This is a genomic window from Streptomyces sp. NBC_00029 (assembly GCF_045160505.1).
In the GTDB taxonomy this organism is placed as follows: domain Bacteria; phylum Actinomycetota; class Actinomycetes; order Streptomycetales; family Streptomycetaceae; genus Streptomyces.
Genome location: NZ_CP108292.1, coordinates 1331195 through 1356163 on the forward strand (window position 1 = coordinate 1331195; position 24969 = coordinate 1356163).

The window sequence follows — 24969 nt, forward strand, 5'->3', positions numbered from 1 at the left end:
AGGGACCACAGGGCGCCCCAAGAGGCCCGCTAGTCGCCGGAGAAGCCCCAGAACCAGATCTCCTGCGGCCGGCCCTCGGCGTCGTGCAGGACGGCGCACCTGCCGAACCAACGCCGTTCGGCCAGCGGCTCCATGAGCTGCACGTGGGCCCGAGCAGGACGGTCGGTCCCGGTCAGCCGGTGGGCCTCGGCAGGCTGAACGGGCTGCACGGTGCCGTAGTCGGGATCCTCACCCGGCCGCAGGACCCTGTGCATGTCCAGGATCGAGTGCGTCCCCTCTTCCTGGACCCGCTCGTCCTCCCACAGCCCGTCGATGGTCGCCGGCCGCGGCCTCAGCCCGTCGCCGTCGTCCTCGTCCTCGTCCTCGTCCCAGTAGTAGTCCTGCGCCTCGAAGACCTTCTGTCTCAGGGCCGCGAGGGCCGCCCCGAGATCATCCTGATAGGGAACGAAATATTCCCACCCCGACGCACCCACGACAGTCCCCGCCCTCTGCATCCCGTACCGACAGTCCAGCAGAAGCTAGTGCAGTGCACCGCGTGGCGACGGCTGCGGGACTCAGACGATCGACTTGATGGTCCTGTCCGCGTACCGCAGGGTCTCGTCGATGGCCCTGTCCATCTCGCGCAGAGCGTCGGGTTCCGCCGTGAGGAGAGCGGGGACGTTGATGATGCTGGCGGCGAGGAAGCATCCCGATACGGTGAGGAACTCCTTGTACCGTTCCTGCCCCGCGTGCCCGAGCGATTCCCAGTCGCGGGGCTCCGGCGGCAGGCTCACCCTCCATTTCTCCAGGGCGTGGACGCCGTGGACCTCGACGTATTCCATGGTGGCCGTCGCGCGCGACAGCACGTCGACCATCGTGTCGAAGCCCTGCTGAGACTGGTCCAGAGCCGCCTCCGCGGCCTCGACCTCGGTGCGCAGGCGTTCCTCTTCCTTCTTGTTCCGGCGCTTGCGCAGAACGTAGAAGCCGGCGGCCGCCAGCGCTGCCGCCGGGGCGGCGACCATGCCGGTGAGCAGGAGAATCCCACCCGCCATCCCCGCACCGCCGGCGGCCAGCGTGCCTCCGCCCAGGAGGGCCAGAGTCGCGTTGGTCGCGGCAGCCCCGGCCAGCGTCGCGATGACCGTTCCGGTCGAGGCGGTGCCGAACATTGCGGCGGCGGTGAAGGCACCGTAGGCCGCTGCGCCGCCGACTGCCGCCCCGGCCGCGCCTCCGGCAGCGGCGCCACGGATCGCGTTCGCGATCCCGGCGGACATGGCCTCGATACGGATCGCCGTAGGGGTCTCGCCCGTGCCCTCGATCTGCCCCTCCCTCGGCCTCTCCGGCTCGGGGGCCCCGCTGATGCTGCTGGCCAGCTCCACGAACCTCATGAAGAACTCGTCGCGGACGACGTCATGGACCCTGTTGAAGGCTTCCCCGTGCTCCTGGGCAATCTTCGACCGCTCGGCCGTCTTCTCGTTGATCGCGGCGTGGCGTTCCTTCGTCTCGGCGACCTGGTCGCGCAGCTTCACCGGCCGCTGGCCCCGCTGGAGAGCGAGCGACCTGGTGCGGTCCTCCGCTTCCTGCGTGAGCTGCCCGGGTGTCAGTTGCAGTGCGAGGGCGATGGCGGCCAGACGGTGCTCCCCGGGGCTTACGAGCCCGTGCTCGATGCGTGAGATCGAGACCGCTCCGCCCTTCCCGTAATCGGCCCGTTCGGCCAGCTCTTCCTGGGTGATGGCGGGTATCCGGGCCTGACGGTGCTCGCGGATCACGAGGCCCATCGCCTCTGCGCTGAACTCATTCACCGGTTGCGGGCCCCTTGGCCTGCGGGCTGTGGCGACGCCAGGAGGACTGAGCCTCACGCGCCAGCGAACCTCCGGAGCGGTATGCCTGGGCGCAGTCTTCCGCGAACTGCTGGGCGGCCTTGACGAGGGCCGGGTCCCGGCGGGCAGCCTGGACGGCCTGAACGAGGGCAATGGCGAGGGCCAGTTGGGCAAGGTTGAGGCGAGACATGGCAGTGGACCGACCTTTCGTCGCTGATGGTGTCTACGGGTGTCTAACATAGCGTCACTTAGTGTCTGGCGTACGCACTATGGCGACTCTGGAACCGGCCGGGGCGAGGGCACGCCGTGGTGATACACGGCGATACCCTCGGAGCCGCAGAGCGGACGACACGGGGAGCCACGAACATGTACGACGCGGGGCCGCAGGCGGTGGAAGCCGTGCGGGCGCTGAGGGTGCTGGCGCAGGAGCGGCCGCAGGAGCTGGAGCTGTTCGAGGGATTCACGGACGCGGAGCTGGACGGGTGGGCCGTGGCCGTGCCGGAGGACGTCCGGGTGGTCCTGCGGGAGATCGGCGGCCTGGAGACCGCGGACCACGAGTACCGCTTCGGGCCGCGCGGCCGTGAGACGTTCGCGGACGGCTGCTGGACCCTCGGGGAGACGGACTTCGGCGAGGGCTCGCTGATCACCGGGGTCGGAGCCGCCGGGTGGGGGCCGGTCGTGGCCGTCAATCCGTGGGGGGCCGATCCGGATGTCACCGTCGAGGCCCCGGACTTTGCCACCTGGCTCACCGGGTTCGCCGAGCGGCTCGCCGTGGGGGTGGCGGACCGGCCGAGGGGGAGGTTCTCCGTCCCGGCCACCCCCACCGTCGAACTCGCCGAGCAGGCAGGGGCGGCCGACCCCGGACTCGCAGCGCTCGCAGCGCTCGTCGACGGCTGTGACGGCAGCGGCGGCCGCGGCGACTCGCTCACCGATCTCGTCGACCTCCACGGCCTCCCGGGCTATCCGTGCGCCGTGGACTGGGAACCGTACTTCTCCACCTTCCACAACACGGCCGACACCGGAAGCAGCGAGGTCCAGTTCCAGATCGTCGGTGACGGGCGGGCCCTGCTGCTGCGCAGCGTGGTCAGCGGCGACTTCCTCGGCCGGGCGGTGCGCCGGCACAGCGTGCCGGCCGATGCCGCCCGCTGTGCGGTGGCCGAGCTGTGCGAACTGGCCGACTCCTTGCCCGACTTCGTCGTGCTCGAACCCGGGTGCGCCGACTCCGTGATGGACGGCTGGGCGGTGCCGGTCCCCGAGGACGTCAGGACGGTGTTCCGGGAGATCGGCGGGGTGACGATCGCGGGGCTCCCCGAGCTGCGGCTGCTTCCCTGGGCCGCCGAGCACGCGGTGGATCCCGAACTGCACCGCATGCTGGGCGGCGACGGCTCCTACTGGCCGCTGGCCCGGATCGACCACGGGCGCAGCCACGCCCTGGCGCAGATCCGTATCGACCCGGCGACCGGGCGGTGGGGGTACGTCGTTTCCGTGCCCGGGGACGGCGAGAAGCTGCGGGAGTACCCGGAGCTGGCCCTGCTCGCCGAATCCCTGCCGGACCTGCTGCTGACCTTCGCCCGGCTGGCTCGGCGGGCCGCGGCCGGGCCGGACTTCGCCTCCCGGATGTCCCGGGACACCCGGTGGCTGTTCCCCAACACCGGGGAACCCTGGCCGCGTCCCGCCCCGGTCGGCGAGTGGGCCGGCTCGGCGGACCCGCTGCTCGCGGCGGCCACGGAACTGCCGGACGGGACGCACGCCGCCGACCTGCGGGCGGTACCGATCCCGAGCGACCTGTGCTTCTACCGGGCGGCCGGCTGGCCCTACGCGGCCCGGCTCGAGCGGCTGCACTTCGCGGCGGCGGGCCAGCTCGCCGCGGCCGTACCCGCCCGGGGCTGACGGGCCGGGGCTGAGTGGCGCGGGCTGACAGCCCGGGGCTCACGGCCCGGGACCGGATCATCCGACTGGCCCCGGCCCGGCTGCCCCGGGGTGGCGGGCCGGTTCGCTTGGATGGGCCGGGCGGAGCCCGACCGGAGCTCCGTACAGCCCCTCACCCCCAGGGAGTCGCCATGACGAAGATCGCCCTCTTCGGCGCGACCGGCACCATCGGAACCCGGGTGCTGCACGAAGCACTCCGGCGCGGCCACGAGGTCACGGCGGTCGTCCGCGATCCGGCGAAACTGCCGGACTCCGGAACCGGGACGGGGACCGGGAACGGGAGCGGAGGTGGCGGTGGCGGTGGAGCCGCGACGGTGGTGCGCGGCGATGTCCTCGACCCGGCGTCGGTGGCCGCGGCGGTGGCGGGTCACGACGTGGTGGTCAGTGCCTTCGGCCCCGGCTCCGGAGACCCCGGCGTCCTCGTCACCGCCGCGAAGTCGCTGATCGGCGGGGTCCGGTCACTTGGCGGGGACGCTCCGGCACCGCGCGTGGTGGTCGTCGGCGGGCGGGCTCGCTGCGCACCCCCGGCGGCCCGCTGGTCTGGGACCAGGCCGGCATTCCGGCGCCCGTCCTGGCCCTGATGCACGCCCACGGGGATGCACTGGACTTCCTGCGGACCGTTCCGGTGGAGGAGGTGCGGTGGACCTGTCTGAGCCCGGCCGCGCAGATCGCGCCCGGCGAGCGCACGGGCACGTACCGGCTCGGGCTGGACGGGCTGGTGGTCGACGACGAGGGGCGGAGCCGGATCTCGACGGAGGACTTCGCTGTCGCCCTGGTCGACGAGATCGAGCGCGACGCGCACGCGGGCCGGCGGTTCACCGTCGCCCACTGAGCGGCCGGTAGGCCGTTATTGGGTGGATGCGTCCGGTCGGGCTACCTACAGTGACGGGGCACCCCCGACGTCGAGCAGGAGCGGATCATGCGCGTCCACTACCCCCGTACGCCGCATCTGCCCTGGTCCCCCGGGGTCGCGGCGGACGATCTGCGGGCCGTCGGGCCGACGGCACTGGCAGGACTGGCCGGGCGTGAGGTCGTGGTGACGGAGAAGCTCGACGGGGAGAACACCACCCTGTACGCGGACGGCCTGCACGCACGGTCGCTCGACTCGGCGCACCACCCCTCGCGGGCGTGGGTCAAGGGTCTCCAGGGCCGGATCGGCGCCGGGATCCCGGCCGGCTGGCGGGTGTGCGGGGAGAATCTGTACGCCCGCCACTCGATCCCCTACGAGGATCTCGACAGCTGGTTCTACGGCTTCTCGGTCTGGGACGGGGACCAGTGCATGGACTGGGACCGGACCGTGCGCTTCCTGCGGGGTCTGGGGGTGCCCACCCCGCGCGTGCTGTGGCGCGGCACCTTCGACGAGCGCGCGCTGCGCAGGCTGAAGCTCGACACCGCGCGCCAGGAGGGGTACGTCGTACGGACGGTGGCCGGTTTCACGCGCGAGGAGTTCGGGCGGAGCCTGGCCAAGTGGGTGCGCGGCGGCCACGTACAGACGAGTACGCACTGGATGTTCGCGCAGGTGGTACCGAACGGGCTCGGGCCGGCGGCCCCGTTGTGGGCGGTGCGTGCGGGGGCCGAGGCCGATGTGGCGGGGCTGGCCGCCGCCGTGGGGGCCGACGCCGCCCATACCGCCGACCCGGCCGAGGTCGCCGACGTCGCCGCCCGGATCGACGGGGCGGGGCGGACCGGGGAGGACCGGCTGGCCGGTGTCCTGGCCGCCGTGCTCCACCGCGAGCCGCGGGCCCGTGTCGCCGCGCGGCTCGCGGCGGGCCCGGCCGGGATGGCGCTCGCCCGGCGGGTGTCCGACCTGCTCGGGCTGTACCCGTACCTGCAGCGGCCGTTCCCGGACGCCGACCGGCGGGCCGGGCTGGTCCGGATGGCCGCCGCGGCCGACCTCGGGGTGCTGCACGCGCTCGCCGGGGCGCTGGCCGACGAGCCGCAGGCGCGGGAGTGCGTGGAGTGGTCCGCCCTGTGCGCCGAGGAGGCGGGCCTGCTCGGCGGCGCCGATCCGCTGGAGTCCTTGCGCGCCGGGCTGCGGGAGCCTCTCGCCGCGCTGGGCGCGGACGCCGCCGACCGTTGCTGGGCGGAGGCCCGGCGCGCGTTCGCGCAGGGAAGGATTTCCGGATCCGTGGTGGAGGAGGCGGTGGCGGCGACGTGGCAGTGGCGCGAGGGAACGTTTCCCCGGCTGGTGCAGCTGTGCGGGCCCTCGGGCAGCGGGAAGAGCACCTTCGGCCGCGGACTGCCGGGCGTGGACGCGTACGTCAGTCTCGACGACCTGCGCACGGCCCGGGGTTCCCGTGCGGACCAGCGGTCCAACACCGAGGTGCTGAGCGAGGGACTGGACCTCCTCGAAGCGGCGCTGGCCCGCGGCGGGACGGTGGTGTGGGACGCCACCTCGCTCACCGACCAGCAGCGCGGACTGGCCGGCTCGGTGGCGCGGCGCCGCGACGCGCTCGTCACGCACGCCGTGGTGCTGGTGGAGGAGACGGAGCTGGCACGGCGCAACGCCGTGCGCCCGCATCCGGTGCCGCCGCCGGTGCTGGCCTCGCAGGTGCACCGGTTCAGCCCGCCGTACGCCGGACAGGCGCACCGTACGTGGTACATCGGTGCGGCCGGGGACATCGAGGACACGGCGGGAGGCCTCACGGCCGCTCCCGCCGGCACGGAACGGGGGCGGTACTGATGCGTACCAGCGAGGAGCTCTACCACCAGGTCCGCTGGGACTCCCGGTTCGATCCGGCACGGTTCGTGCTCGGGCTGCTCCAGCGCGGGGCGGCGCCGAAGCGGGTCCCGTTGCCCTCCTTCGTGCCCGGCGGCGACATCCCCTGGCACCGGGTGCTGTTCGTCGAGGCCGACGGCGAGCTGGTGTGGGACCGGGCCACGGGCGTGGACCGGATCGACGCCACCGCGGCGGGCCGGGTCCGCGATCCGCGGCTGCTGCGGGCCCCGTTCTTCACCGCGCGGACCCCGCACGTGTGGGACCCGGCGGGCGGCGGCGCCTGGCGCCCCGCCGAGCCCCTGGCCCGGGGCGCGGCGTCGTACGCCGCCCCCGCCACGGTGCGGTTGCTGACCTGGAACACCCTCTGGGACCGGTACGACTCCCCGCGCATCGCCACCGCCCGGCGCAGGCCGCTGCTGCTGGCCGATCTCGCGGCCGCCGACGCAGACGTCATCGCGCTGCAGGAGGCCGAGCCCGAGCTGCTCCGCATGCTGCTGGCGGCGCCGTGGGTGCGGGAGGCGTACACCCTCGGCACGGATCCGGGCGGCCGGGACGTCGCCGAGTGCGGGCTGCTGGTGCTCAGCCGGCTGCCGGTACGGGAGGCGGGGATGCACCTGCTCCGCCCGCACAAGGCGGTCACGGCCGTGACGGTGGACACCGCGGCCGGCTCCCTGGTCGTCGCCGCCACCCACCTGACGAGCGATCACACCGAGAACGGGGAGACCCGGCGGGAGGCCGAACTGGCCCGGCTCGCCGAGGGTCTGGGCGGCATCGAAGCCCCCGTGGCGCTGCTGGGCGACTTCAATGACGGCCGGCACGGCGCCGAGGGGCCCGCGGCCGCGCTCGGCATGCGGGACGCCTGGAGCGACGTGCACGGGGCCGCGGACGCCACGCCGACCTTCGACCCGGTGGCCAATCCGCTGGCCGCGGTGGGATCGCTGTCGGGGCGGGCGTCCCGGCTGGACCGGATCCTGCTGCGGTCCACGGCGGCGCGGGTGACCCGGGCCGCGCTGCGCGGTGACTCACCGGTCCCGCCCGCGGCGCCGGTCGGTGCCCCGGAGGCGTCCCAAGAAGCTTTCGCGGAAGGGCTGTTCATCTCCGACCACTACGGGGTGGAGGCCACTCTGGAGTTCGGTGCGCGGGACGGCGGGCCCGCGCGTCTCGACGTACCGGCGACGGCCCGGACCGCGGTGGCGTGGCTGCCGCCGCACCTGCCCGGGGCGGTACGGGAGCTGCGCCGCGCGCACGATCCGCAGGCCGGGCGCTGGCCCGCGCACGTGAACCTGCTCTTCGGGTTCGTGCCGGAGTCCTCCTTCGCCGAGGCCCTGCCGCTGCTGGCGGAGGTGGCCGCCGCGACCGGGCCGTTCGCCGCACGGCTGGAGGGCGTGCACAGTTTCGGGCACCGCGAGGACGCCACCGTGTGGCTGGACCCGGCCGCCGACGGTGAGGCGCCGTGGCAGGAGCTCCGGCGCGCCCTGGCGGAGCGCTTCCCGGGCTGCCGGGGGCGTACGGCCGAACAGAACGGCTACACCCCGCACCTGACGCTGGGCCGCAGCCAGGACCCCCAGCGGGCGGTCGCGGACTTCACGGCGCGGCTCGGCGGCCCGGTGGCCGCGCGGGTCGGGGAGCTGGCCGTGCTCTCGCGGCGCGGGGACGGTCCGATGCGGGTCCGGGCGACGGTGGCGCTGGGGACGGGCGAGGTCCGCTGGGAGCCCGAGTCCGGGCCCGAGTCCGGGCCCGAGTCTGCGCCTGCGGCGGAGCCCTCGTCCCGGCCCGCGGACGCGCCCGTCGGCCGGGACGAGGCCGCCGAGGCCGTCTTCGCGCGCATCAGGGCCGCTCTGGGCGACGCGCAGGTGCACCTGGCCGGGTCCCGCCGTATGGGCTGCGCGCTGCCGGAGGCCGACCTGGACCTGGTGGCGGCCCTGCCGGGCCCGGCAGGCCTCGCCCTCGTACGGGACCGGCTGGCGGCGGCCCTGCCCGAGTCGGGGCCGCTGCGCGAGGTGACGGGAGCCCGGGTGCCGGGCCTGCGCTTCCGCGTCGGTGCGCTCCCGGTGGATCTGGTGGTGGTGGCCACGGGCGGCCTGGACCCGGCGCACGCGGTGGCACGGCGGGCCGAACTGGGCGAGGCGGCCGCGATCGCACTGAGCGCGGTCGGCGACGCCGATGCCGTACGGGAGCGGGTCGGCGCGGAATCGGCCGCGTTCGCCGGCCTGGCGCGGCAGGTGAAGGCGTGGGCGCGGGCCCGGGGGCTGGACGCGGCGCCCTTCGGCGGGCTGCCCGGGCTGGCCTGGTCGGTCCTCGCGGCGCGCACGGTCCGGGAGGCCGGGGCGCTGCCCCCCGATGCGCTGCTGCGCGAATTCTTCGGCAGGTGGGCCGCCTGGGACTGGCGCGAGCCGGTGTCCCTGTCTACGGATCCCCTGCCGACGGCGGCCCTGTCCGCCGATTCCCTTCCGACTGCGGCCGTGTCCGCGGTGGTCTCGGGACCGGCGGGCGGGCCGGATCCGGTCACGGTCCTCACTCCGTCGGAGCCGGTGCGCAGTTGCACGGCCCAGGTGGGGCCGGGCCTGCGCGACCTGCTGGTCCAGGAGCTGTACGCGGCCTGGGAGCTGCTGGAGGCCGGCCCCTCGGGCGGCTGGGCGCCGGGGCCGCCGCCCCTGCACCGCCGTCACGCAGCCTGGGCGGTGGTGACCGTACGGAGCTCTTCCGAGGGGGAGTTCGAGGAGACCCTGGGCCGGGTGCGCGGGCGGCTGCGGGCCCTGCTCGGTGCGCTGGAGGAGGCGGGAGTCGCGGACGTGCACGCGTGGCCCCGCCCGTACGAGTCCGGCCCGGCCCTGGCCCGCTACGCGATCGGCCTCGGCGCCGCCCCGCCGGACGCGGCCCGCCTGACCGCCCTGGCCGGCCCCTGGCGGTCGGGCCTGCCGGGGGTCGAGGTCTCCTGGGCGGCCGGCGGCGAGGTGCCGGACCTGGCCTGAGCGGCCGGGATCAGATCTCGATGATGATCTTTCCCGCGGTGTGTCCGCCCTGGCTCAGTTCGAAGGCGGCCGCCAGCTCGCCCAGCGGGAAGGTGGTGGCGACCGGAACCTTCAGCTGCCCGCTGTCGGCGAGCCTGCCCAGTTCGGCCAGGTCGCTGCCGACCGGGCGGACCCACATCCACTCGCCGCCCGCCCCGAGCACACTGGGATCGGCGATGGAGGCGTGCCGCCCGTCGTCGTGCAGCACCTCCCGGGTGACGGCGCCGACGCCTCCGACGAAGTCCGCGACGACCGTGGGGCCATCGGGTACCAGGGCCCGTACGCGCTCGGCGAGGCCGTCCCCGTACTCGATGGGTTCGGCGCCGAGTTCGCGCACCCGGTCGTGGTTGCGGGGCGAGGCGGTGCCGATGACGCGGGCGCCCAGTGCGCGGGCGATCTGCACGCCGAAGGAGCCGACACCGCCCGCCGCTCCGTGGATGAGGACGGTGTCGTCCTTGCCCGTGCCGAGGCGGGTGAGCAGCTGGTAGGCGGTGAGCCCGGCGAGCGGGAGTCCGGCGGCCTCGGCCCAGTTGAGCGAGGTGGGCTTGTGCGCGAGGGCGCGTACGGGCACGGTGACGAACTCCGCGAAGGTCCCGCCGTGCACGTAGTCCTTGCGGGCGTACGCGATGACCTCGTCGCCCTCGGCGTACTCGGGGGTGTCGATGCCGACGCGCTCGACGGTGCCGGACACGTCCCAGCCCGGGACCACCGGGTAGACGATGTCCATGAGGGGATCGAGCCCGCCCGCCATGATCTTCCAGTCGACGGGATTGACGGAGGCGCACTTGACCCTGACGAGGACCTCACCGGGTCCGAGCTTGGGCATCGGCAGCCGGGTATCGGAGAGCACCTCCGTCCCGCCGTAGGTCTCGTACGCCATTGCCCGCATGGTTTCCTGAGTGCTGCCGCCCGGCTGGGACATCTGACCGACCTCTCCGTGTGCTGGTGGATCCGCCCCCCGCTTCATCCCACCATGCACGAAGCGCCCGCCCCACGAGGCGGGGCGGGCGCGGCGCGGCGCGGCACGGTGCGGCACCGGGCGGGCCGGTCACTCGTACTCGGTGCCGCCCTTGCGGGTCAGGTAGGCCGGGCTGACGGCCTTGGCTATGGCGCGGCCGCCCACGACCGGGCTGTAGCGCTCCGCCGACGGCCGGATGACGACGCCCTCGCGCAGGTGCACGGCCTTCCCGGAGACCGTCTCGCGGCCGCTCGCCAGCTCCAGCACCGTGTCGAGGTCGTACGGGCCCTCGTACAGCCGTGGCACCAGCGGGAGCTCACCTTCCGTCAGTACGGCGGCCGGGTCCAGCCAGCGCACCTGGCCGTCGATCTCGGCGGACACGTCGAAGACGGCGTATCCGGGCGGCGCGTCGGCGGTGCGTACGTCGGTCCCGTACGAGAGGTCCTGGACGCCCTTGCCGTACACCTCGCCGAAGATCCCGACCCGGGTCGCGCCGAGACGTTCGGCCAGGGCCGCCGCGACGGCGGGTACGTCATGGCCGCGCACGGCCCGCCAGTAGAGGTTGCGCTCGTCCTCCTTGAGCGCCAGTCCCTTCGAACCGAACCCCTTGGAGGAGACGAAGGACCGCCCTCCCTCGGCCACGTACGTGAACAGGCAGGCGGTGCCGTGCAGCTTTTCGGTGAGGACGACGGGCTCGCCGGGCTCGAAGATGTGCGGGTAGCGCTGGAGGTTCTCGATGTCGACCCACGGCATCAGGTCGGCGGCGGCTTCGACGTCGCCGTTCATGGTCGTGGGTATGGGCGGGGCCCATTTGGTGATGCCCAGCAGCTCGGCGAAGTCCGTTTCCTCCTTGGCCGCTTGGGCCAGGTCGACGTCGGCGAGCGCGCGCGGCCTGCAGACCAGGCCCTGCGAGAGTTCGCCGCGCAGCCGGACCGCCTTGACCCGGTCGGCGGAGCCGCCGGCGAGCCGCCCGGTGAGACCGAGCTCCTCGATCAGATCCGCGGGCAGCACGGCCTGTTCGGGGATGTAGACCGCGAACTCGCCGGTGCGGTAGGCACCCTTGGCGATCACGGCACGGTAGAGACCCACTTGGGCCAGTTCCAGCGCGTCGGCGTTCGGATGTTCGTGGACGGTCAGCTCTTCGGCGGTGACTCGCAGGGTCGACATGGGGCGGCTCCAGCATTCCTCGGGGACACGGACGGCGGACGACGTGTGACGGCCGACGCATCGCGGGCGACGCGCGCCCGGTGGTGCGCCGCGTCGGTGAACTCCACTCTGCTTCCCGCCATTTCCGCTGGTCCAGCGATTATCGCGGTGTTAGCCTGCCGCCCCGACCCGCCGTCACGCAGGAGGCCCCATGTCCCCTCGTCCCATCACCGTCGTCACCGGTGGCAGCAGAGGCATCGGGGCGGCGACCTGTCTGCGACTGGCCACCGACGGACACGATGTGGCGCTCGGATACACCCGCGACGCGGGGGCGGCGGAGGCCGTCGCCCGGCGCGTGCGGTCCACCGGGGCCCGCTGTGTGACCGTGCGCGGCGACGTCTCCGAGGAGTGCGCCGTCGAGCGGCTCTTCGACATCGCGGGCGCCGAACTCGGCGGGGTGACCGGCCTGGTCAACAACGCCGGGGTGACCGGCCCGCTGGGCCGGCTCGCCGATGCGCGTACGGAGGATCTGCGGCGCGTCGTGGAGGTGAACCTCCTCGGGTACCTGCTGTGCTGCCGCCGGGCCGCCCGGGACATGGCGGCGGGCGGGGGCGGGGCGATCGTGAACGTCTCCTCCGCGGCCGCCACCCTCGGCAGCCCCGGTGAGTACGTGCACTATGCGGCGACCAAGGCCGCCACCGACGCGCTCACGGTGGGGCTCGCCAAGGAACTCGGCCCGGACGGGATCCGGGTCAACGCCGTGGCGCCGGGCATCATCGAGACCGACATGCACGCGGCGATGGGCGATCCCGACCGTCCGGCGCGCGCCGCGGCCGGCATCCCGCTCGGCCGGCCGGGCCGGCCCGAGGAGATCGCCGGGGCGATCGCCTGGCTGCTGTCCGCGGACGCCTCGTACACGACGGGCACCGTGCTGCGCGTCTCGGGCGGCCGCTGATCAGGTCCCGCCGCCGTCCGGTCCGGGGCTCATGGCCAGTACCAGAGGCACAGCAGCCAGAGGAGCACCAGCGTGCCGGCGACTGCGCCGAGGCAGGAGAACGCGAAGGCCTTCGCCACGCTGTGCTCGTCCGGCACGGGCGCAGGACGTGGCGCCGGCACCGGCCGGGGGTGCGGGGGCAGCGGCGGGCCGGGCGGTGGGACCGGGACGGACATGAAACCCCCGTGGGCGCAGGTGCAGATCCCCCAGGAACGAGCCTTTCGGCATCGCCCGCTCCTGCGGCCGCTCCGTAGCCTGACAGAAGAACTGAACGCGTTCAACCCTGGTGGGGTCCCATCGGCCCGCGCAGCCGCCGGGCACGGCGGACGGTCACCGCATCGCGGCCTGGGTGGCCGGGCCGTAGACGCCGTTGGGGTCGCCCTTGATGGAGCGGTCGCGCTGCAGCTGGCTGACGCCCCGCTTGGTCTGCCCGTCGAAGACGCCGGTGACGGAGACGTACGTGAACCCCTGCCCGTGGAGCAGCTCCTGCAGGGCGCGCACCTCGGGCCCGCGATCCCCCATCCGCAGCGTTCCGGAGGAGCCGGACGGGCCCGGGGCCGCAGCGCTCGGCGAGGGCGGCTCCTGCGGGCCCCGGCCGGTGGCCGAGGCGCTGGGCGAGGCCGTGGGCGCACCGGACCGTACGGACGCGGTGGGACGGGGTACGTCGGCATCGGCGCCGGAATCCGGGCCGCGGTCCGGGAGCACCGGGACGGACAGCTCGGCGGGCGCCCCGGCCCGGAGCGGCTCCGGGTCGGGGCCGCTCAGCCAGAGCACCAGGGCGCCCGCCGCGGCGAGCGCCAGCAGGCTGAGGACGGCGAGCGGAAGCCTGCTGCGGCCGGCAGCGTGGGCGGGGGCAGCGGCGGGGGCCGGAACAGGGGCGGCATCGGGAACGCGAACGGGAGCGGCATCGGGAACGTCGCCGGGGTACGGGCCGCGCGCCGGGCCGGGGAAGGCCAGCGGGCCGGCCTGCGGCCATGCGGGCGGCGCCGCCGCCGACGGGGACGGTCGGCCCGAGGGGGCGACGTACGGGCGTACGAGCAGGTGGTCGTCGGGGACGATCCCGCTCTCATCAGGGTCCTGGGACATGGTGGTCTCCCGGCGGGGACGGGGACCGACGCGGCGGTGCGGCGCCGGCCCCCGTCCGGCCTGTCAGGCTCCGTGCCGCCGGGCGGCGGGCGTGCCGGGAGTGGCGGGCGTGGCGGGCGTGCCGCGTACGGGAGAACCACCGGGTGCGGCCGGGGCGGCCGACGAGCGAACGGACATGGACATCTGGCGTATCTCCGAAGTGCGGCTGGTGCAGTGGTCCTCGATCGGCGCACTCTCGCCCTCCGGCGGGCGCCGGGTCAAGCCGGATGTCCGATCCGGCCCCATCCATCCGAACTGTCGGGCGCGGCGTGAGCGGTCCCTCCCGCCGCGCCCCACCGGTCAGCCGGGAGTGCCGGGTTTGCGGCGGATCGCCGTGGCCCAGACGGTACCGGCGGCCGCGAGCATGAGGGCGGCTCCGCCGAGCGGGGCGGCGGGGGCGGAGATGCCGTCGACCGCGAGACCGCCACCCAGCGCACCTGCCGCTATGGCGAAGTTGAACATCGCCACCATCAGCGAGGAAGCGGCCTCGGGCGCCTCCGGGGCCGCCTTGATCATCCAGCCCTGCACGCTCACCGAGACCCCTCCGTAGACGAGTCCCCAGGCCAGCAGCAGTACGGTCCCGGCGACGGGTCCCGGCAGGACGGCGATCAGCGCGAGGATCACGGCGAGGGAGGAGCTGACGACGAGCAGGGTGCGGTACGCGTCTCGCGCCCCCGCCAGGAAGTTGCCGGCGACCCCCGCGACGCCGTAGCCGAGCAGCAGGGTGCTGACACAGCCGGCGTCGATGCCGGAGACGTCCTGCAGGATCGGTCGGACGAAGGTGTAGGCGGCGAACTGCCCGGTCACCACGAGGAAGGTGACGACGACCCCGGCCCGCACGGCGCGGTTCTCGCGGAGCAGGGCGGGGAGTTCGGGGAAGGCGACGTGCCGGGTCGGCGGCAGCGGGGGGAGCAGCAGGAGGAGGGCGGTCAGGGTGACCAGGCCGAGGCCGCCGACCGCCGCGAAGGCGGCGCGCCAGCCGATGACTTCGCCGAGCAGGGTGCCGGCGGGGACGCCGAGCACGGAGGCGGTGGGCACACCGCCGAAGACGAGCGCGGTCGCCCGGCCGACGTGGCGCTCGGGCACGAGGCGTACGGCGAGTCCGCCCGCGATGGCCCAGAACCCGCCGACGCTGACTCCGACGAGCAGCCGGGCCGCCAGGACGACGGCGAAGCCGGGGGCGAGGGCGGCGGCCAGGTTGGCGGCGACCATCAGGGCGATGAGCACGCACAGGACGAGCCGACGGTCGAGCCGGCCGGCGCCGACGGTGACCAGCGGCGCACAGAAACCGGCGACCAGCCCGGGTGCGGTGACCATCAGGCCGGCGGTCCCGTCGGACACGCCGAGGTCGGTCCCGACGGGGGTGAGCAGCCCGACGGGCAGCAGCTCGGAGGTGATCAGGCAGAAGATTCCGAGCGAGACGGCGCAGACGGCCGCCCAGCCCTTCCACGGAGCGGTCCCGTCTCCCGGTGGGGAGCCGGCTGAGGGCGGGAATGCGGCTCCCGGCCGGGCCGTGGACTTCGGCTCCCCGGGCGGGCCGGACTCGGGGGGCGGCGCGGGATGGCTGCCGGGCGCGGCGGCTGAGGTCATGGATCGGTTCTCCGTACGGGCGATCGGCGGGCAGGACACCACGGCACGGGGAGCCGGGGGGTCGCGCCTCCCCCTTCACCCGTACTGCCGTTCCAATTTCCCACAGGCCCCTGCCCTTCCCACAGGCCCCGGCCTTGCCGCCCGGCCGCTTGCTGCCGAAGCCGCCGTCACCCCGGCCGTTGTCACCCACAGGCGTGAGGGCGGAGCCGGGCCGGGCCGGCGGTACGGCAAGGTGGTCGGATGCAGTTACGCCGGGCCGTGCCCCTCTCCCTCGTCGTGCTCCTCGCGAGCACCGGCTGCGTCTCCGTCGGACCACAGGATGCGGATCCGGCTCCCGTACGGGGATCCGTACCGCCCGCCGAGGCGTCCGAGGTCCCGGCTCCCCCGGCCCTGCCGCTGGGGGCGCTGCCCCAGGCCGAGAGACCCCCCGCGAACCCGGCCCCGGGCCCGAAGCCGCCCCCGAAGTCCGCCCCGGAGCGCGAGCCTTCGCGGGAGCGGGCCCCCGCGAAGGCGGCGCCCCTGCCCCGGCGCAAGCGGCTGCCCGGACCGGCCACGGCCCATCCGCGTCGGCGGCCGGCGCCCCCTCCCCGCCTGGACCAGCTGTGCGCGGTCGCGGAGGGCGCGGTACCGCCGTCCATCGTCGACCTGTGCCTGCGGCAGTACGGTCACTGACCACCGCGTCCGTACCCGGTGAGACGCTTGACCCTCTCCCTGTGTCAGACCTTGTAGTGGAGCGCATCATGTTCACCATCGGAGACTTCGCCAAGCACGGCCGGGTGTCGGTCCGCATGCTGCGTCACTACGACGCCCTCGGACTGCTGCGCCCGGCCCGTGTCGACCCGTTCACGGGCTACCGCTCCTACGAGGCCGGGCAGCTCGCCCGCCTCAACCGTGTCATCGCGCTCAAGGAACTCGGCTTCAGCCTCGACCAGGTGGGGTCGATCCTCGACGAGCGGGTGGGCGCGGAGGAGCTGCGCGGCATGCTGCGACTGCGGCAGGCGGAGCTGGAGACCGCCATGGCCGCCGCGGCGGCCCGGCTCGTCCAGGTCGAGGCAAGGCTCCGGATCATCGAGAGCGAGGGAACCATGCCCGTCGACGACATCGTCGTGAAGAGCCTTCCGCCCGTCCGGCTCGCCGAGCTGACCGCTACGGCCGCGAGCTACGAACCGCAGGACATCGGCCCCGCCATCGGCCCGCTCTTCGACGAGCTGTGCCGCCGCGTCGAGGCGGCCGGGGTCGTCCCGACCGGTCCCGGCACCGCCTACTACGAGGACGCGCCCGGTACGGAGTCCGCAGCGGCCGTCCTCGTCCACGCCGGACTGCCGGTGGCGTCCTCGGTCCGCGCCGAGGACCTCGGGGGTGGGATACGCATCGTCACGCTGCCCGCGGTGGAGCGGGCCGCGACCGTGGTGCACCGGGGCCCGATGGACGGGGTCCTGCCCACGGCGCAGGCCCTGGCGCGGTGGATCGACGCGCACGGTCACCGCTCGGCCGGGTACGCGCGCGAGCTGAGCCTGGCCTGCCCCGAGGACCCGGAGCAGTGGGTCACCGAACTCCAGGAGCCGCTGGCCGCCACCTCCTGACGCCCGCCGGGGGCGGAGCGGGGCGGGACGGGGGCAGCAGGGCCGGGGCGTGGGCTCGGAGCCTCAGGGGCGGCGGCCGCAGGCACGGGCGCAGCGCCGCGCGGTGGTCCGCTGCGCGGTGCGCAGCCTGCGCACGGTGTTGTGCCCGCGCCGCTTCCACTCGCCCCGCGGCAGCGCCGCCCGCTGGCCGCCGCCCGCGATCAGGGCATTGACCGGGGTCATCGGGTCGGCGGCCATGGCCTTCGCGAACAGGACGCCGACGACGAGCGGGACCAGGGCCACGGCCAGGGCCGAGCCGGCGGTGGTCACGTGTTGCAGGCGCGGGCGGGGAGCCACGCTGCTCGGGGCGTCTGAAGTCATGTCCCCATTCGACCAGTGGAGCGGCTCCGGGGAATCGGGGTGGATACTCAGGCCGTTGGGCGTGAGGTACTCAGACGGCGGGGCAGGTGGTGAGTGATGGCGGTACCCGGGCAGGGATTCGAGCCCGCTACCGGCGACGGCCCGGCCGAGCCGCCCGGCGGGCGCGAGGCAGAACTGCGCACCGCCTACGAGGGGCTGCTGCAGATCCGCCGTCTGGTCAACGGCCCGGCGGGCGAGGCGGTTCCCGCGCCGTGGGAGGTACGGCAGGTTCCGCGCGCGGTGGCCCTCGTACTGGAGGCGGCCGGGATCGCGCCGTCGGCGCTGGACGGGGAGGGGCGGCGCACACGGACGGGATACCGCGTGGCAGCCGGGGCGGAGCCCGGGCGGGCGGAGGTGACCTGGCTCGGCCCTGCGGGCGGTGGCGCGGCCGGTGCGGAGCAGGAGCGGCTGACGGCCTGCGCGGCGGTACTGGAAGGGCTGGGCTGGGTCTGCCTGCTGTACCGGGGCCCTCGGCGGCGCCGCTTCCTGGAGGTGGAACCTCCGGGCCGGCCGGCGGCACCGGGCGGGCAGGGCGGGTCGTGCGGACCGGGCGGACCGGGCGGGCCTCCGCTCAGTGCAGGGTGAGCAGGACGACGTCCACCTCTTCGCCGCGGGCCCTGGCGTAGTCGCGGGTGCGGCCGGTGAGGACGAACCCGCACTTCTCCAGCACCCGGATCGAGCCCGCGTTGTCGGAGACCGCCCCGGCGTGCAGGGGCCGGGTGTCCTCCAGCCGGATCAGCTCGGCCAGCGCCCGGGTGGCGATCCCCCGTCCCCAGTGCCCGGGGCCGATCACGTACGTCACCTCGCGCTCCCCGGGCGGCCCGAACACGGCGGCGTGACCGACGACGACCCGGTCGGCGAGCACCGTGCGCAGGGTCACGGCGGGGTCGTTGCGCACCTTCGCCCAGTGCGCGTCGAAATGGCCCCGGTCGTAGTGGTACTTCCTGGTGAGCGCCGCCATCCGCCGGAGCTCCGGGTGTGTCAGCTGCTCCCAGAACACGGCCAGGTCGTCGTCGTTCGTCTCGCGCAGCTCGATCTCCATCCGCCCACCCTACGAGGGACGCGGGCGGCGCATGCCTCACGCGTAGCGTCGGGCCAGGGCTGTCACCGTCTCCGCGAGGGCGCGGCGCAGTTCGGGCGGGCCGAGCACCTCGGCCTCCGTGCCCAGGCGGAGCAGGTCGCCGACGGCGACGGCCGGGGACTCGACGCCGAGGCGCAGCCGGACCCAGCCGTCGGCGTCGGGCGGGTCTGCTTCGGCGAGCGCCCGGGTGCCCGCCGCCCCGAACTGCATCGGCAGCATCAGCTGCCCGCGCGGTGACAGCCGCAGTTCGGCGGTCTGCTGGTGGAGTACGGCATCCAGCCGGCTGGTGGACTCCTGCCAGTACGCGGCCAGTTCGAATCCGGCGGGCCGTTCGAAGCGCTCCGCGGCGGTGTCCACGGTCAGGAACCGGGAGACCCGGTAGGTCCGTACGGCGCCGTCGACGTCGGCGACGAGGTACCAGATGCCGCCCTTGAGGACGAGGCCGAGGGGGTGCAGCTCGCGCCGTACCTCGCCGCGCCAGCGGCGGTAGTGGGTGCGCAGGACGTGCTGGTCCCAGACGGCCCGGGCGATCTGGGCGAGATGGGGGACGGGGTCGGCGTCCCGGAACCAGGCGGGGGCGTCGAGGTGGAATCGGCCCTGGATCCTGCGGGCCCGCTCGGCGAGTGCGGCCGGCAGCGCGGCCTGCAGTTTGAGCTGGGCGGTGGCCAGGTCGGCGCCGAGGCCGAGCTCCTGCGCGGCCGTGGGGGCGCCGGCGAGGAAGAGGGAGTCCGCCTGGGTGTCGGTGAGGCCGGTGAGGCGCGTGCGGTAGCCCTCGGCCAGCCGGTATCCGCCGGCCGGTCCGCGGTCGGCGAGGACGGGAACGCCCGACGCCCCGAGGGCGTCGATGTCGCGGTGGATCGTGCGTACCGACACCTCCAGCTCGGCGGCGAGCCGGGACGCGGTCATCCGGCCGCGGTTCTGCAGCAGCAGGAGCAGGGAGAGGAGCCGGTCGGCGCGCATGGCGCCATTGTCGCCCGTACCTGACAGAAGGTGTCAGGTACGGCTGCCAGCCTGGGGGCACTCCGGACGGATGGACCGTCCGGCCGGCCGAGAGGACAGTCATGCCCACGCCCGTAGAGACCGGTGGCCGCTTCACCTTCGCCAACTGGGAGGAGAGCCCCGTCGGCTCCGCGGCCGAACCGGCCGCCGCGACCGCCGTCCCGCGGCTCGCCCACGCCCGTGTCAACAACGCCTTCACCGGTGGGATCGAGGCCTCGGAGACCGCCTGCGACTACACGATCGCCTACACCGGGGAGAACACCGGCTCCTACAGCGGCATGGAACTGGTCGCCGGCAGCGTCGACGGCCGCAAGGGCAGCTTCGTACTGGAGGAGCGGGGCAGCTTCGACGCCGGCGGCACCGTCTGCCGGTTCGAGGCGCTCCCCGGCTCCGGCACGGGGGAGCTCGCAGGACTGACGGGCTCCGGAGGCTTCACGTACCGCCACGGCGACACCTCGGTCGAGTACATGTTCACGTACGCCGTGGGGTAGCCACGTACTCGGGTGCGCGAAGGGGCGCGGACCGTCATGGTCCGCGCCCCCTCGTCCTCAGGGACCCGTCAGGTCACGGCGCACCGAAGGTGAGCGTCAGCTCCGGTGTCCCCTCGTTGGCCTGAGCCTCGGAGGACCACAGCCACAGGGCGTCCGTGCCTGTGCTGCTCAGGCCCAGGCCGTAGCTGCCGCCCAGCGCCGCCGCGACGGTCGCGGTGGTCAGCCCGGTGGTGTGCACCGCCGAGCCGTCCGGGATCCCGGCGAAGGCGCCGAGCGCCGGGCCACCCAGTGCGGGGCGGTTGTTGTACGTCGTCCCGCCCTCGCTCCACGAGCCGGTGACCGGGACGACCGAGACGGTGTCCGTCGTGCCGGCGCCGCTCATCGTGCTCGTCTTCACGCTGAGCGCCGCCGACTTCAGGACCGTGCCGGCGGGCGCGGCGGGGAGGTCGAAGCGCAGGTAGCTCGCGTAGAACGAGGTGCCGCGCACCGCGAGCGATCCCGAGGTCCCGTAGTTGGTGCCGGGTGCCCCGGCGTTGGCGTAGGTGTCCTCCGCGGCGGTCACGCGGACCACCGAGTCGGCCGGGGCGGTGGCGAGGGTGAAGTGGTTCTGCACCTGCGCCGCGCTGAGCACCGTCGGGTAGACGGCCGTCTCGTCGAGCTGTCCCGCCCAGTGGTCGCTGGTCGGGCGGTTGGGCCAGGCGGTGAGGTTGTCGCCGCCGGTGCGCCAGTAGCCGGAGTAGTTCTCGTGCGTGGTGACGTTCAGCGTGCCCTTCTGGGCGCCGTCCACGTAGAGGGTCATCCCGCCCGGCCCCTGGGTGGCGACGACGTGGTGCCACTGGTTGTCGTTGTAGGCACCCGGGGTGGTGATGGTGCGGGTGGCTCCGGTGTACACGCCGTACACCAGCCGGCCGTCATTGGTCATGTAGACGTGCTTGTCGTACTGGTTGCTGGTGCCGCCCTGGCTGTTCCCGAAGCCGACGAGCTTGCCGCCGCGGGTGGTGTTCGTCCTGAACCAGGTCTCGACGCTGTAGGTGCTGCCGATCGCCTGCCGCTTGTCCGCGTACACGTGGGTGTTGGAGCCGTTGAATCCGATCGCCGTGCTCGCCCCGGAGACCGCGCCGGGCGTCTGCCTCAGGGCGGGGGCGTTGTTGTGCACGCCGCTCTGGTTGCCGCCGGCGGAGGAGTCGGCGACGAAGGGCAGGGCCGATTCGTCGTAGCGCCAGTACAGGTCGGCCCCGTCGGTCCGGACCCGGCTCGGGTAGCCCTCCGCCGAGGTGGGGACGGTCACGCTCGCCGTGGCGGACAGGGCGCTGGTGTTGCCGGCCGCGTCCGTGGCCGTCACCCGGTAGGTGTACGTCTGGCCCGCCGCGGCGGTGGTGTCGGTCCAGGAGGCCTGCGGCCGCTTGAAGAAGAGCGAGTCGGCGGCGACCGTGGCGATCGGCGTGGCCGCGCCGTTCCGGTGGATCCGGTAGGTCAGCGCGCTGTCGTCGAGGTCGAGGCTGGTGCGCCAGCGCACCTGGACCTCGCCCGGCTTGAAACTGACCGCGCTGGCCACGGGCACGGTGGGCGCGCCGGTGTCCCCGGTGGAGGCGAAGCGCGTCAGGCTCTGCTGCGCCGCTCCGTTGACGGTGGTGAACTCCCCGCCGACCCACAGGTACTGGACGCCGCCCTTGGACCCGACCGTCATCACGCGCGGCCCGATGCCCTCGCCGATGCCGTCGTTGGTGTCGGGGGCCCAGCCGAGCTTGCCGGTGCCACTGGTGGGCTGGGCGAGCAGGTGGTGGCGCTGGCCGTCGGGGAATTCACCGACGCTGGAGCAGTCGTGCGCGTGCGAGGCGCTGTAGAGCACGTTCTGGTGCGGCAGCACGGCCTGGGTGGCGCCGAGGCAGGTGTCGCGCCAGCGCTGGCCGAAGTCGGGCAGGTTCAGCGCGATCCGGCCGTCGAAGACGCCGCCGCCCGTGCCCTCGTTGGCGGTGTAGAAGCCGGTCGCGTCGGTGGCTATGTCCTTGACAACGGAGTTGGTCTCGATGAAACCGGCGTACGACTTGGTGAGCGCACCGCTCGTCGCGTCGACGACGGCCAGGGCGTGCGTGTTCGTGCCGTTGACGGTGAAGAAGTCCCCGCCGAGCACCACGTTGTTGCCGTCCGGGGTGACCTCGACGGCGCGCCCGGGTTCGTCGGCGTCGGCGGTGAAGGGCTTCAGCGCCCCGTCGGCCGCGCCGACTGCGGCGAAGCGCTGGCGGGGCTGGCCGGCGACGCTGAGGAAGTCGCCGCCCGCATAGACGGTGTCACCGGTGACGGCGAGGGCGCGGACGGTGGCCGCGAAGGCCGGGCGGAAGCCCTGCTTCACGGTGCAGCTCGCCACGTCGATGGCGGCGATGCTGGAGACGGCGGTGCCGTTGACGGCGCCGAAGTAGCCGCCGGCGTAGAGCGTCGACTTGTCCGGAGAGAGGGCGAGCGCGCGGACCGTGGCGGTGCCGGAGCCGACGGTGAAGGACAGTTCGCAGGAGGTCGGGGCGCCGGTCGCGGCGTCGAGCGCCACGAAGTTCACGGCCGACTGCTCGCTTCCGGAGCCTCCGGCGGGCGGGCGCACGGTGGAGAAGGTGCCGCCTGCGAAGACCTGGCCGCCCGCCTCGGCGAGCGCCCAGACGACGCCGTTGGGCTGCCAGGTGGACAGCGCGTCGGCGGTGAACGCGACGGGCGGGGTGACCGCCGCCGCCTGCGGGACGAGGCCGAGGCCCACCCCCGCGCCGGTTCCCGCCAGGGACAGGGCGAGAGCAGCCGCCGGCCCTCGGAATCTACGCATGAATCCCCCAGTTCAGTGTGCGGTACGGCCGTAGGGTGCGGCCGGGCGAGTCATGGCCGAAAACCACCGAACAGCAGTCCGGAACCATGCCTACGGGCGCACCCTAGAGCGATTTGCGGCTTGATTCATCCCACTTGGCGTATCGGATGCCAAATCACTCCGGGCCGTGCGCGTGTTCCGCCGTCACGCGCGGGGCTTCGCCCGGACGTGCATGCGCTCCCCCTGCCGTCCGAAGAGGCTGAGGATCTCGACGGGCCTCCCGTCCGCGCTGGTGAACCAGTGGGGCAGCCGGGTGTCGAACTCGGCGGCCTCGCCGGGGCCGAGGACCAGGTCGTGTTCGGCGAGGACGAGGCGCAGCCGGCCCTCCAGTACGTACAGCCACTCGTAGCCCTCGTGCGTCCGCGGGTCCGGCTCGCCGCCCCGGTCGGGGATGAGCATCTTGTACGCCTGGAGGGGCCCGGGGCCCCGGGTCAGCGGTACGGCCGTGCCGCCGTTCGGCAGGGTGCGGGGGGTCAGTCGCACCCGGGGATCGCCCACCTCGGGGGCGCCCACCAGGTCGTCGAGGGGAACCTGGTACGCGGCCGCGAGCGGCAGCAGCAGTTCCAGGCTGGGGCGGCGCTGCCCGGACTCCAGCCGGGACAGGGTGCTCTTCGAGATTCCGGTGGTCTCGGAGAGGGCGGCCAGGGTGAGGCCGCGCCGGGCGCGCAGCCGCCTGAGCCGGGGGGCGACCTCGTCGAGGACCGCCTGGTGCGGAGATGGCTGCGGGGCCTGCTTGTCGTCCATACGGCCATTCCACTCGGGCGTCCCGGAATCGGCAACAAGGTTTGCCGCCCGGCCCCTGCTCCGCGCACCCTCCCGGCATGACCCCGCACAGTGATTCCAGAACGAGTGGCAGCGCCGAGGCCGGGAGCGGAGCCGGGCAGGCCGGAGCCGGGACGGGCACAGGGACGGGCGCCGGGAAGACCGGGACCCCTCACGCGGTCCGCTGGGCGCTCGCCGGCCTCTCCCTCTCCGTCCTGCTGTCCTCGCTCGGCACCGGCATCGCCCACGTCGGCCTGCCGGCCCTGGCGCAGGCGTTCTCGGCATCGTTCCAGGCGGTCCAGTGGATCGTCCTCGCCTATCTCCTCGCCATCACCACCCTGGTCGTCGGCGCGGGGCGGCTCGGTGACCTCGTCGGCCGGCGACGGCTGCTCCTGGCCGGGATCTCCCTGTTCACCGCGGCCTCGGTACTGTGCGCCGCCGCGCCCGCCCTCTGGCTGCTGGTCGGGGCCCGGGCGGCGCAGGGTGTGGGAGCCGCCGTCATGATGGCGCTCACCATGGCTTTCGTCGGTGAGACCGTCCCCGAGGAACGGACGGGCAGTGCCATGGGGCTGCTCGCCACGATGTCCGCCGTGGGCACCGCGCTCGGTCCGTCACTGGGCGGGGCCCTGCTCGCCGGGTTCGGATGGCGGGCGCTCTTCCTCGTCAACGTCCCGCTGGGCATCGTGGCGTTCCTGCTGGCCCACCGCCATCTGCCCGCCGGCCGCCACAGGCCCGCCGGGGCCGACCGCGCCCGCTTCGACCACGTGGGCACGCTGCTGCTCGCGCTGACGCTTGCCGCCTACGCGCTCGCCATGACCCTGGGCCGCGGCCGGTTCGGCGCGCTCAACGCGGCGCTGCTGCTGGCCGCCGCCGTCGGGGTCGCCCTCTTCGTACGCGCCGAGGCGCGGGTGGCGTCGCCCCTGGTCCAACGGGCGCTGTTGCGTGATCCGGCGATCGGCGCCGGCCTCGCCTCGAGCGCGCTCGTGTCCACGGTGATGATGGCGACGCTGGTGGTCGGTCCCTTCTACCTCTCCCGCGCGCTCGGGCTCGACGGGGGCGCTGCCGGACTCGTCCTGTCGGCCGGGCCGCTGGTGGCGGCGGTGACCGGGGTGCCGGCCGGCCGGCTCGCGGACCGGTTCGGCGCACGGCGCACGACCCTGCTCGGGCTCCTCGTGATGGCGGCGGGCTCCCTCACCCTGGCCGTGGCCCCGGCGTCGACCGGTGTGCTCGGTTACGTCACCCCTCTCGCGGTCGTGACCGCGGGCTACGCAGTGTTCCAGACGGCCAACAACACCGCCGTGATGGCGGATGCAGGACCCGACCGGCGGGGCGTCGTGTCCGGCATGCTCAACCTCTCGCGCAATCTCGGACTCGTCACCGGCGCGTCCGTCATGGGCGCCGTGTTCGCCCGCGGGTCGGGGACGGCCGACATCGCCTCGGCGCATGCCGGCGCCGTGGCCGCCGGCATGCGCTTCACCTTCCTGGTCGCGGCGGTCCTGGTCCTGGCCGCACTCACCGCCGCCGCGACCCGCCGCCCGTAG

General features: G+C 74.3%; 21 protein-coding genes and 1 pseudogene. 10 read left to right on the forward strand and 12 right to left on the reverse strand.

Translation table 11 applies throughout. The annotated features are described in order from the left end of the window. Nucleotides 1-29 precede the first annotated feature (29 nt). The 3 genes from OG753_RS06645 to OG753_RS06655 all read right to left on the reverse strand — a co-directional run bounded on the left by OG753_RS06645 (nucleotide 30) and on the right by OG753_RS06655 (nucleotide 1986). Entirely contained in the window at nucleotides 30-473 is a 444-nt protein-coding gene (locus tag OG753_RS06645; RefSeq protein ID WP_405787603.1) for a hypothetical protein, read from the reverse strand. A gap of 81 nt (nucleotides 474-554) precedes the next feature. Continuing rightward, nucleotides 555-1778 carry a hypothetical protein gene (locus OG753_RS06650; RefSeq protein ID WP_405787605.1) on the reverse strand — a complete coding sequence of 408 codons (1224 nt, stop codon included), beginning with the start codon at nucleotides 1776-1778 and terminating at the stop codon, nucleotides 555-557. Continuing rightward, on the reverse strand, nucleotides 1771-1986 hold the full coding sequence (locus OG753_RS06655) for a hypothetical protein (protein WP_327260856.1): 216 nt from the start codon (nucleotides 1984-1986) through the stop codon (nucleotides 1771-1773). Before OG753_RS06655 ends, OG753_RS06650 begins: the two co-directional genes overlap by 8 nt. 176 nt (nucleotides 1987-2162) lie before the next feature. On the opposite strand from OG753_RS06655, the gene OG753_RS06660 reads away from it, so the two are divergent. From OG753_RS06660 to OG753_RS06675, 4 genes and pseudogenes are all read left to right on the forward strand, one after another. Beyond that, nucleotides 2163-3686 carry a hypothetical protein gene (locus OG753_RS06660; protein ID WP_405787607.1) on the forward strand — a complete coding sequence of 508 codons (1524 nt, stop codon included), beginning with the start codon at nucleotides 2163-2165 and terminating at the stop codon, nucleotides 3684-3686. Nucleotides 3687-3856: 170 nt separating this feature from the next. Then, nucleotides 3857-4557, forward strand: a pseudogene (locus OG753_RS06665) (NAD(P)-dependent oxidoreductase). Nucleotides 4558-4644: 87 nt separating this feature from the next. After that, a complete protein-coding gene (locus OG753_RS06670) occupies nucleotides 4645-6408 on the forward strand; it encodes an RNA ligase family protein (RefSeq protein ID WP_405787608.1) in 1764 nt (587 codons plus the stop codon). Beyond that, nucleotides 6408-9416 (forward strand): poly(A) polymerase, encoded by a 3009-nt coding sequence (locus OG753_RS06675; RefSeq protein ID WP_405787610.1) that lies wholly within the window; start codon nucleotides 6408-6410, stop codon nucleotides 9414-9416. Before OG753_RS06670 ends, OG753_RS06675 begins: the two co-directional genes overlap by 1 nt. Before the next feature lie 10 nt (nucleotides 9417-9426). Here the strand turns inward: OG753_RS06675 and OG753_RS06680 are convergent, their stop codons facing one another. Together OG753_RS06680 and OG753_RS06685 are read right to left on the reverse strand one after the other, a co-directional pair. Then, nucleotides 9427-10344: an NADP-dependent oxidoreductase gene (locus tag OG753_RS06680; RefSeq protein ID WP_327266659.1), complete on the reverse strand. Its 918-nt coding sequence runs from the start codon at nucleotides 10342-10344 to the stop codon at nucleotides 9427-9429. Nucleotides 10345-10503: 159 nt separating this feature from the next. Next, nucleotides 10504-11580, reverse strand: coding sequence for an RNA ligase (ATP) (locus OG753_RS06685; RefSeq protein WP_405787612.1), 1077 nt, complete (start codon nucleotides 11578-11580; stop codon nucleotides 10504-10506). Between the two features lie 190 nt (nucleotides 11581-11770). Here OG753_RS06685 and OG753_RS06690 point away from each other — a divergent pair, with 190 nt between their 5' ends. Continuing rightward, entirely contained in the window at nucleotides 11771-12514 is a 744-nt protein-coding gene (locus OG753_RS06690; RefSeq protein ID WP_405787614.1) for an SDR family NAD(P)-dependent oxidoreductase, read from the forward strand. 369 nt (nucleotides 12515-12883) lie between these two features. Here the strand turns inward: OG753_RS06690 and OG753_RS06695 are convergent, their stop codons facing one another. Both OG753_RS06695 and OG753_RS06700 read right to left on the reverse strand, forming a co-directional pair. Further along, on the reverse strand, nucleotides 12884-13639 hold the full coding sequence (locus tag OG753_RS06695; RefSeq protein ID WP_405787616.1) for a peptidoglycan-binding protein: 756 nt from the start codon (nucleotides 13637-13639) through the stop codon (nucleotides 12884-12886). Nucleotides 13640-13978: 339 nt separating this feature from the next. Further along, nucleotides 13979-15268 carry an MFS transporter gene (locus tag OG753_RS06700; protein ID WP_327260864.1) on the reverse strand — a complete coding sequence of 430 codons (1290 nt, stop codon included), beginning with the start codon at nucleotides 15266-15268 and terminating at the stop codon, nucleotides 13979-13981. A gap of 240 nt (nucleotides 15269-15508) precedes the next feature. Between OG753_RS06700 and OG753_RS06705 the strand changes: the two genes are divergently transcribed. Next, entirely contained in the window at nucleotides 15509-15940 is a 432-nt protein-coding gene (locus OG753_RS06705) for a hypothetical protein (RefSeq protein ID WP_405787618.1), read from the forward strand. Nucleotides 15941-16008: 68 nt separating this feature from the next. Next, the gene (locus OG753_RS06710) at nucleotides 16009-16851 is read left to right on the forward strand and encodes a MerR family transcriptional regulator (protein WP_405792565.1); all 843 of its coding nucleotides are present in this window, start codon (nucleotides 16009-16011) and stop codon (nucleotides 16849-16851) included. Between the two features lie 63 nt (nucleotides 16852-16914). Here the strand turns inward: OG753_RS06710 and OG753_RS06715 are convergent, their stop codons facing one another. After that, nucleotides 16915-17211, reverse strand: coding sequence for a hypothetical protein (locus OG753_RS06715; RefSeq protein ID WP_327260867.1), 297 nt, complete (start codon nucleotides 17209-17211; stop codon nucleotides 16915-16917). A gap of 96 nt (nucleotides 17212-17307) precedes the next feature. Between OG753_RS06715 and OG753_RS06720 the strand changes: the two genes are divergently transcribed. After that, nucleotides 17308-17835: a hypothetical protein gene (locus OG753_RS06720; protein ID WP_405787620.1), complete on the forward strand. Its 528-nt coding sequence runs from the start codon at nucleotides 17308-17310 to the stop codon at nucleotides 17833-17835. On the opposite strand, the gene OG753_RS06725 is transcribed toward OG753_RS06720, so the two are convergent. Continuing rightward, complete coding sequence (locus tag OG753_RS06725; protein ID WP_405787621.1) at nucleotides 17822-18292, reverse strand: GNAT family N-acetyltransferase; 471 nt, start codon at nucleotides 18290-18292, stop codon at nucleotides 17822-17824. The genes OG753_RS06720 and OG753_RS06725 overlap by 14 nt on opposite strands. A 36-nt stretch (nucleotides 18293-18328) precedes the next feature. Beyond that, nucleotides 18329-19291 (reverse strand): transcriptional regulator, encoded by a 963-nt coding sequence (locus tag OG753_RS06730; protein WP_327260870.1) that lies wholly within the window; start codon nucleotides 19289-19291, stop codon nucleotides 18329-18331. Between the two features lie 101 nt (nucleotides 19292-19392). Here OG753_RS06730 and OG753_RS06735 point away from each other — a divergent pair, with 101 nt between their 5' ends. Continuing rightward, nucleotides 19393-19821, forward strand: a complete 429-nt coding sequence (locus OG753_RS06735) for a DUF3224 domain-containing protein (protein ID WP_405787622.1) — start codon at nucleotides 19393-19395, stop codon at nucleotides 19819-19821. 73 nt (nucleotides 19822-19894) lie between these two features. Here OG753_RS06735 and OG753_RS06740 read toward each other — a convergent pair whose 3' ends face one another. Beyond that, complete coding sequence (locus OG753_RS06740; RefSeq protein WP_327260872.1) at nucleotides 19895-22627, reverse strand: DNRLRE domain-containing protein; 2733 nt, start codon at nucleotides 22625-22627, stop codon at nucleotides 19895-19897. Between the two features lie 183 nt (nucleotides 22628-22810). Continuing rightward, a complete protein-coding gene (locus tag OG753_RS06745; RefSeq protein WP_327260873.1) occupies nucleotides 22811-23410 on the reverse strand; it encodes an XRE family transcriptional regulator in 600 nt (199 codons plus the stop codon). Between the two features lie 77 nt (nucleotides 23411-23487). Between OG753_RS06745 and OG753_RS06750 the strand changes: the two genes are divergently transcribed. Beyond that, nucleotides 23488-24969 (forward strand): MFS transporter, encoded by a 1482-nt coding sequence (locus OG753_RS06750; RefSeq protein WP_405787623.1) that lies wholly within the window; start codon nucleotides 23488-23490, stop codon nucleotides 24967-24969.

What these genes read in the sequence shown, in the direction of transcription:
- OG753_RS06655 (WP_327260856.1), bottom strand. Translation starts at nt 1,986, where the DNA reads ATGTCTCGCCTCAACCTTGCCCAACTGGCCCTCGCCATTGCCCTCGTT.
- OG753_RS06660 (WP_405787607.1), top strand. Translation starts at nt 2,163, where the DNA reads ATGTACGACGCGGGGCCGCAGGCGGTGGAAGCCGTGCGGGCGCTGAGG.
- OG753_RS06670 (WP_405787608.1), top strand. Translation starts at nt 4,645, where the DNA reads ATGCGCGTCCACTACCCCCGTACGCCGCATCTGCCCTGGTCCCCCGGG.
- OG753_RS06675 (WP_405787610.1), top strand. Translation starts at nt 6,408, where the DNA reads ATGCGTACCAGCGAGGAGCTCTACCACCAGGTCCGCTGGGACTCCCGG.
- OG753_RS06680 (WP_327266659.1), bottom strand. Translation starts at nt 10,344, where the DNA reads ATGCGGGCAATGGCGTACGAGACCTACGGCGGGACGGAGGTGCTCTCC.
- OG753_RS06685 (WP_405787612.1), bottom strand. Translation starts at nt 11,580, where the DNA reads ATGTCGACCCTGCGAGTCACCGCCGAAGAGCTGACCGTCCACGAACAT.
- OG753_RS06690 (WP_405787614.1), top strand. Translation starts at nt 11,771, where the DNA reads ATGTCCCCTCGTCCCATCACCGTCGTCACCGGTGGCAGCAGAGGCATC.
- OG753_RS06695 (WP_405787616.1), bottom strand. Translation starts at nt 13,639, where the DNA reads ATGTCCCAGGACCCTGATGAGAGCGGGATCGTCCCCGACGACCACCTG.
- OG753_RS06700 (WP_327260864.1), bottom strand. Translation starts at nt 15,268, where the DNA reads ATGACCTCAGCCGCCGCGCCCGGCAGCCATCCCGCGCCGCCCCCCGAG.
- OG753_RS06705 (WP_405787618.1), top strand. Translation starts at nt 15,509, where the DNA reads ATGCAGTTACGCCGGGCCGTGCCCCTCTCCCTCGTCGTGCTCCTCGCG.
- OG753_RS06710 (WP_405792565.1), top strand. Translation starts at nt 16,009, where the DNA reads ATGTTCACCATCGGAGACTTCGCCAAGCACGGCCGGGTGTCGGTCCGC.
- OG753_RS06715 (WP_327260867.1), bottom strand. Translation starts at nt 17,211, where the DNA reads ATGACTTCAGACGCCCCGAGCAGCGTGGCTCCCCGCCCGCGCCTGCAA.
- OG753_RS06720 (WP_405787620.1), top strand. Translation starts at nt 17,308, where the DNA reads ATGGCGGTACCCGGGCAGGGATTCGAGCCCGCTACCGGCGACGGCCCG.
- OG753_RS06725 (WP_405787621.1), bottom strand. Translation starts at nt 18,292, where the DNA reads ATGGAGATCGAGCTGCGCGAGACGAACGACGACGACCTGGCCGTGTTC.
- OG753_RS06730 (WP_327260870.1), bottom strand. Translation starts at nt 19,291, where the DNA reads ATGCGCGCCGACCGGCTCCTCTCCCTGCTCCTGCTGCTGCAGAACCGC.
- OG753_RS06735 (WP_405787622.1), top strand. Translation starts at nt 19,393, where the DNA reads ATGCCCACGCCCGTAGAGACCGGTGGCCGCTTCACCTTCGCCAACTGG.
- OG753_RS06740 (WP_327260872.1), bottom strand. Translation starts at nt 22,627, where the DNA reads ATGCGTAGATTCCGAGGGCCGGCGGCTGCTCTCGCCCTGTCCCTGGCG.
- OG753_RS06745 (WP_327260873.1), bottom strand. Translation starts at nt 23,410, where the DNA reads ATGGACGACAAGCAGGCCCCGCAGCCATCTCCGCACCAGGCGGTCCTC.
- OG753_RS06750 (WP_405787623.1), top strand. Translation starts at nt 23,488, where the DNA reads ATGACCCCGCACAGTGATTCCAGAACGAGTGGCAGCGCCGAGGCCGGG.